7 protein-coding genes are annotated in these 5,875 nt (G+C 43.8%); 5 read left to right on the top strand and 2 right to left on the bottom strand.

The features are described 5' to 3' along the window. Positions 1 to 479: 479 nt before the first annotated feature. The 4 genes from JWH17_RS22620 (at position 480) to JWH17_RS22605 (ending at position 3,792) form a co-directional block, all read left to right on the top strand. On the top strand, positions 480 to 956 hold the full coding sequence (locus JWH17_RS22620) for a cupin domain-containing protein (RefSeq protein ID WP_205224975.1): 477 nt from the start codon (positions 480 to 482) through the stop codon (positions 954 to 956). A gap of 1,016 nt (positions 957 to 1,972) precedes the next feature. Continuing rightward, positions 1,973 to 2,512, top strand: coding sequence for a hypothetical protein (locus JWH17_RS22615; protein ID WP_205224974.1), 540 nt, complete (start codon positions 1,973 to 1,975; stop codon positions 2,510 to 2,512). Between the two features lie 283 nt (positions 2,513 to 2,795). Beyond that, positions 2,796 to 3,050, top strand: coding sequence for a hypothetical protein (locus JWH17_RS22610; RefSeq protein ID WP_205224973.1), 255 nt, complete (start codon positions 2,796 to 2,798; stop codon positions 3,048 to 3,050). Between the two features lie 163 nt (positions 3,051 to 3,213). Beyond that, positions 3,214 to 3,792, top strand: a complete 579-nt coding sequence (locus JWH17_RS22605; protein ID WP_205224972.1) for a cold shock domain-containing protein — start codon at positions 3,214 to 3,216, stop codon at positions 3,790 to 3,792. A 128-nt stretch (positions 3,793 to 3,920) separates the two neighbouring features. Here the strand turns inward: JWH17_RS22605 and JWH17_RS22600 are convergent, their stop codons facing one another. Both JWH17_RS22600 and JWH17_RS22595 read right to left on the bottom strand, forming a co-directional pair. After that, on the bottom strand, positions 3,921 to 4,847 hold the full coding sequence (locus JWH17_RS22600; protein WP_205224971.1) for an HDOD domain-containing protein: 927 nt from the start codon (positions 4,845 to 4,847) through the stop codon (positions 3,921 to 3,923). Between the two features lie 38 nt (positions 4,848 to 4,885). Beyond that, positions 4,886 to 5,095: a hypothetical protein gene (locus tag JWH17_RS22595; RefSeq protein ID WP_205224970.1), complete on the bottom strand. Its 210-nt coding sequence runs from the start codon at positions 5,093 to 5,095 to the stop codon at positions 4,886 to 4,888. Positions 5,096 to 5,238: 143 nt separating this feature from the next. Between JWH17_RS22595 and JWH17_RS22590 the strand changes: the two genes are divergently transcribed. Beyond that, on the top strand, positions 5,239 to 5,403 hold the full coding sequence (locus JWH17_RS22590; protein ID WP_205224969.1) for a hypothetical protein: 165 nt from the start codon (positions 5,239 to 5,241) through the stop codon (positions 5,401 to 5,403). The last annotated feature ends 472 nt before the right edge of the window (positions 5,404 to 5,875 follow it).

Here is a 5,875-nt window from a genome sequence, read left to right as displayed (position 1 = left end):
AAGCGGCCTCTGACTCCGCTCAGTTCGGAGATAAATCTTGACTTACAAGGATATAATGAGAAAAATTAGCTGTAGGTAACCATCTAAATCAACAGGAAAAAACAGGGTTGTTACGTATACAAACTGTTAAGTTTCTCATGGTCTGTTGTTTCAGCAACTTAACCTTGCCCCACTTCTTTCTAACCAAGCCCTGGCTGGCTACCCGTATCTGTTAAATCGATTTAACAGCTGATTCAAATATTCACTTCTGGGCAACGATCTGCTGCGTCTATCGTTAAAATTAACAGGATAACGGGTTCTAGTAGTAATAATAGTACTATTATTACCCTGTACCCTGCCCAGCACTAATCCCACCAAACGGTACTCTTCTCATCATTAACCTCTCGAAGTTTGACACGGCCTACAATGTGGTTAGGAGTATTCTTTATAGTGTTTCATCACACTTAACCCATCACTTAAACTATGGGAGGTCTCGCCTGATGCATATTGTGAGAAATATCAATGCGTTTAAAACTATCTCCTCTTTCTTTCTTGTGCTTACAATTGTTTCAATACCCTTCTTTGCTCATGCTGGTGAACCGGCAGTTAGTTATACTTGGGAAGATAAAGAGCTCCAGTGGGGGCCGTGTCCATCCTTTATCCCAAAAGGATGTGAAATAGCCGTATTGCATGGAACCCCAACTGAAAACAATACTGATATTTTCTTTAAGGTTCCTGGAAATTTTGAAATCCCCCACCACTGGCATACTTCACCGGAAAGAATGGTATTAGTATCTGGGACACTTGAAGTTACCTATGACAATCAAGCTACTGAAACACTGAAACCAGGAACTTATGCTTACGGCCCCGCAAGGCTGCCTCATACTGCTTTCTGTCAAGCAGGTGCTCCCTGTGTCTTAATGATTGCTTTTGAAGACCCTGTCGATGCATTTGAGGTGGTAAAACCAGCGAAGTAACATCTGTCGTGGAACATCGTCTAGAGGGGGCTGTTCTATAAGATTCAGCCCTTACTGTGGGTAATGGAATCGGCACCAAACAAAGCTGTCAAAACACCCAGCCTGTTGGACTTCTTCAATGGATAGCGTAGGCTACTGATAATAATATTATTATTATCCTATCACCACCCTTCACCTTGTACCATCATTTTCCCTGCACCAACCCTACCGTTCAAAATCTCGGCTTCCCTCTATAAGGCATATGCTCCTGCCCCTGGATTCAATCCCAGTAGAAAACAGGCTTATCTACCAGTATCACTATCCCTACAATAGTGTGCAAAATGAAGGTTTACCGTTTTTTAGGGGAAAGGTGACTACCAGGTTTATGAATACTGCCATCCCATGAACAATAGAATAGAGGATAGAGAGGGGTATGGGTATTGGTGCGGTTGGTGCTTGAATGTATAGCAATGATATTATTACTACTATTCTAACTCAACAGAATGATAGCCATAGAAGACACAGAGTAGCATCCCCACCAGAAAGGCACCCTGAAAGAACGAAAATGGCTCTAATTTTAGTGCTATGGCCAAAGGATATGCCCTGCTATTCATCGAATATAAATTTGAAATTAAAGGTAGGCGGTGGTACAGTCTCATCTGTTTGATTTAACATAACAAATTGTGTGATACGATGTGGTTCCGCTTTGTTGTGGATTTTTTGGTACTGCCTATTTGAGACAGTCAAGGGGTACCAATAGCTCTGTGTCATTTCACAAGCAATATTAGAGAGTTCTTTGAGCTGACAAAAGTCAAGATATAGTGGAAATATGTTTACTTTAGAGACAGCTTTCTTAGGCAGAAAAGAAGATACCATATCATAATAATGGATTTCCTTTTATCCCGTCGAAGATTAATGATAAAGGGTTAGCATGTAGCCTAGCTACCTGAATCTACATTATGGAACTTCCAGCAATGTGTAGATAAAGAGAAACTACTTACGAACTTGTTTGGCGCTAACCCTCAGGCGCTGAAATTTTGAAAGTAAAGGCGAAGGATAAGCAATTGGAATCTCCAAAAAAGGCGGCAGTCTTTCTTAAAGAATTTCGTGAATTTATCACGTTTCTTGGCACATTATGGGGTCTCCTTGCAGGGATCTCAGTGTTTTTTCCGCTTTCAAGCACCCTCCTCAAAGTAATCCCATTGCAGGCGTACGAGGCCGACGGAGTATTTAACCATCTCTCTCCGCCACTGATTACTTCAGTTTCCACGGTCATAACCTTATTCGTCGTATTATCGACATATGGAAGGCGGAACGAGTATATGGGGATAGGTACGCGCATCGCACGACGCCAGGCATGGGTCTCAATAGGAGCTAGCATGGCTGCTCTTGTGGTTTATATGACGATTCACCAAATATATGGTGAGTACGCTTATGATGTATTTGGATTAGGCAGTGATGACCCTCTAAAGCTATTTTTCGAAATACCATTATTGATTGCTTACACTACTTTCTTTTCGCTTCTTACGCGGGCATTCATGCTTTTGGGTATGGTGGAATTTTATCGAGACAATTAATTGTAACACCTAACAAAACGCCACCTTTAGCAGGTTGTTGAAAAAAGAAATTTACGACCCAAAGTGGCTAATTGTCGGATTCTCGCCAACGCAAAATCAGCGAGTTACATTGTGAGGCTTAGCAATTTTGTTCAATACTGCTCCTTTTGAGGAGGTTTTCAACAACCTGTTAGGCGCTAAAAGTCAAACTATCTCCTATAAATGGTGACAAATAGCCAGACTCAACATCTCTTTTCATGGTCCTTAATAAATATGCACTCCCATAATAAACTCTACTGCTAACATGAAGTTACCCCCATCTGAATTCGGCCTACCATCCAAAACAGTCATTGAGCAAATTGATAAAGACACCATAGCCATAGTCATTGACCGTAAGAGCAGGGTCATTATGAAGGATGGAGAAAACATCCTTGAGAAAGCCAATATGATTAAAGGGTATCGGCCCAGGGCGATGTTTGCCCTGAAAACCACGGCTCCGGTCTGTAGCAAAACCAAAGCCTTTCTTGAAGAAGAAGGTATTCTTATAATCCCTACATGAGCCTGTATGAAGCCACCCGCAAATGATAAGCATGGCATTTTACCGACGGTGGCGTCATGGCGACGCACCTATTGACAGCATGTCAGCCATGACAGTAAATTTAGAATACAAAATTAAGCCTGTGACAAAATGCTGTGGCTTGATTTTTTGAAGAGGGAAGGAATTGGCATCTATTCGATTAAAAGGCACACTTAAAAAGTGGTTTGATGACAAAGGATTTGGGTTCATTGCTCAAGAAAAGGACACTCAGGATATCTTTATCCACGTTTCAGCATTTGACAGAAACATCCCTCGGAGACCGACAGTCGGAGATACCATTTTTTATCATGTCCAAACCGATAACAAAGGTAAGGTCAAAGCCTTTGATGCAGTGATTGAAGGAGCTGCACCTGTTACAAAAAAGCCAGTCTCTCGCCCTAAAAACTACAACAAGAGTCGAAGGTCAGAAGGCAGTTGGAAGCTCTTTGTTATTTGTGCGGTCTTGGTAATTGGTGGCGGTAGCACTATCTACAGCAGAATACAATCTGGCGCTCCACTACTTCCATCAACTTCAATTACTTCCAACATTCTAGGGACTTCAAAAATCACTAAAAAGCCATCACGATATACATGCTCTGGCAAAACACATTGTTCCCAAATGACTTCTTGCGAAGAAGCTACCTTTTATCAGCGCAACTGCCCTGGAACCAAAATGGATGGAGACGGTGATGGTATTCCTTGTGTAAGGCAACTGTGTAATTGAGTATTAAAATTTTACCGACGGTGCTGACGTGCCGACGGTGTTATGACGCCATTGTCAGCAATGACGGCAAATTTACAAACCTGCAATTTTTTGGGACTTCGAAAAGACCATTTTAGGATAGGTACCGGTTATACCTGCCGAAAGACCTCTGGAAGTTTTTCCAAGCGTATACCAAGCTGTTCAAACGCAGGCAGATGAATGCACTCACGCAGCGGTTTTGGACGCTGCCGATTATTTCCCAGAAGGGAGAGTGAAAGCGTGAGAAGGCGAAGGATGTCGATTGACTGGCGATTTTGAACCTGCTCCGAGTAGATTTTTTCATCGTTTTCATGGTGCCTTGCGGCGTCTTGATAGACAATGTTGAATCTCCAGTCACGTAGGAGCTGTTCACCTCGTTCGCAGTGGAGAAACATTACAGCGTCATCTATCAACTCCTGGCTCGGGAATTCAGTAATCGTCCTTGAACTCCGGAGGTAGTCAACACTTGCTAATCCATAGAGCGCGCCGATATCATGTATTAGTCCGGCAGAATAGGCTGCGCCAGGAAAGATCTCGATGTTTGCGGAGATTTTTGAGAGCTTCTCCATCAAGTTGGCACAACGCAAGGAATTCTCCCAGAGTCGCCTCGCAGATTGACGGAGTCGGATGTCGGTTGCAACAAACATTCTCCGAATTTCTTCGGTAATAAAGACCTTCTGGAATTCGATGAGACCGATTCGAAGAAGCGCACTTCGGGTACTCTTCACTGGGCTGAGCCCACTGTAATACGCTGAATTTGCAAGTTTCCTGAGTCGTTGGTCGATATCCTGATCGGTGTGAATCAAAGTGACAAGTTTCTCGACCTCAGGTTCAGGGGAAAGCAGTTCTGTCTGCAGTTCAGTAAAAATTGATGATGGCGCGCGCAGTTTTGCCGCACGCCTCTGATAGACCTCAAGAAGGAATCGCCGAAGAAAGAACCTTGCATCTTCTTGGGATAGCGTCGAAAAGTCAACCGAAGTCCTGACTATCGATTCCTTCGGAAACCTCGGCAAGTCCGACGGTTTTGTCCACACCATTAATTGCACACCGTGATTTTGAAAACTGAGGTAAACCGCTACAAAGCGATGACAGCACAAGGTGAATTACAAAATTGTACCTTGTCGGCATGCGAAAAGTCAAGGCCACGAAGGGACCAGGCAAGAGCAAGTTGGATAAGCACAGAGATGAGATCATTGCTCTGCTGAATAATGGCTCCACCAAAACCTTTGTTGCCAAGAAGTATGGAAGCTCTGTACCCAACCTGTACAACTGGTTGAAGCGTCATGAAATCAGCGTTGAAAAATAATATCATGAATTTGCTGGCGGTAGTGACGTGGCGACATACATGATAGAGCTGATACCGTCAGCAATGACGGCAGCGTCAGTAAAATTTCAATATTGTTTTTACACCTCAGTGAGCGGCAAACCATGAACGACTTCGATGACAACATCTTTGATGAAGATGACGCTCTTGACTGCATCCTTCTTGAGGACACAGAGAAGCCAATAGAGGAAAGAAACAACCGTAGTACAGGTTGCCTCGGGTTGATTCTGTTGGTTCTTGCTCCCGCTTCCTTTATCTGGTTTCTATAGACCCCTCCCCCCTGCTCACCTCTGCTGAAGGCCAACAGGTCATTCATCATCACCGTTTTTCCCAACTAATCTCTTGAAAGTTCAATCCCCAAGCAGTACGATGCAACCTGTTGAACTTACATATTATTTTCAAGTGTCACATTGTAACCTTAGGGTGGTTCAATCATCGTCTAGGTATGCATATAACCATCCAAGGTTTGCAAGTCCTTCGTGTGATTCTGTCACAGCCTAAGGGGCTGATGCGAGGTGCGGAGTCAATACTTAGTGGAAAGATGTTGAGTGCGGCCGGGCAAGGTCGTGTAGTCAAGCGGGTGCGAATCCCGTTCCGGAAGGTTGGCCAACCACCGGGTAGCGAGTCCTTGGAGGCTTTATGGTAACATAAAGTTTTAAGCGTAGGATAGCGAGCAGATAGGCCGTAAGCCGAAAGGTTGAAGGGATTGAGCCCCGTAATTTTCCTAGTCGGAAGGACGAC

Source organism: Desulfogranum marinum, from assembly GCF_016918565.1.
In the GTDB taxonomy this organism is placed as follows: domain Bacteria; phylum Desulfobacterota; class Desulfobulbia; order Desulfobulbales; family Desulfobulbaceae; genus Desulfogranum; species Desulfogranum marinum.
The sequence above is the reverse complement of the archived record's forward strand: the minus strand, read 5'-3'. Positions and strand labels throughout refer to the sequence as shown.

Bases quoted from the DNA above. Each gene is read 5' to 3' on its own strand.
- JWH17_RS22600 (WP_205224971.1), bottom strand. From the start codon at position 4,847: ATGGTGTGGACAAAACCGTCGGACTTGCCGAGGTTTCCGAAGGAATCG.
- JWH17_RS22590 (WP_205224969.1), top strand. From the start codon at position 5,239: ATGAACGACTTCGATGACAACATCTTTGATGAAGATGACGCTCTTGAC.
- JWH17_RS22610 (WP_205224973.1), top strand. From the start codon at position 2,796: ATGAAGTTACCCCCATCTGAATTCGGCCTACCATCCAAAACAGTCATT.
- JWH17_RS22595 (WP_205224970.1), bottom strand. From the start codon at position 5,095: ATGACGCTTCAACCAGTTGTACAGGTTGGGTACAGAGCTTCCATACTT.
- JWH17_RS22620 (WP_205224975.1), top strand. From the start codon at position 480: ATGCATATTGTGAGAAATATCAATGCGTTTAAAACTATCTCCTCTTTC.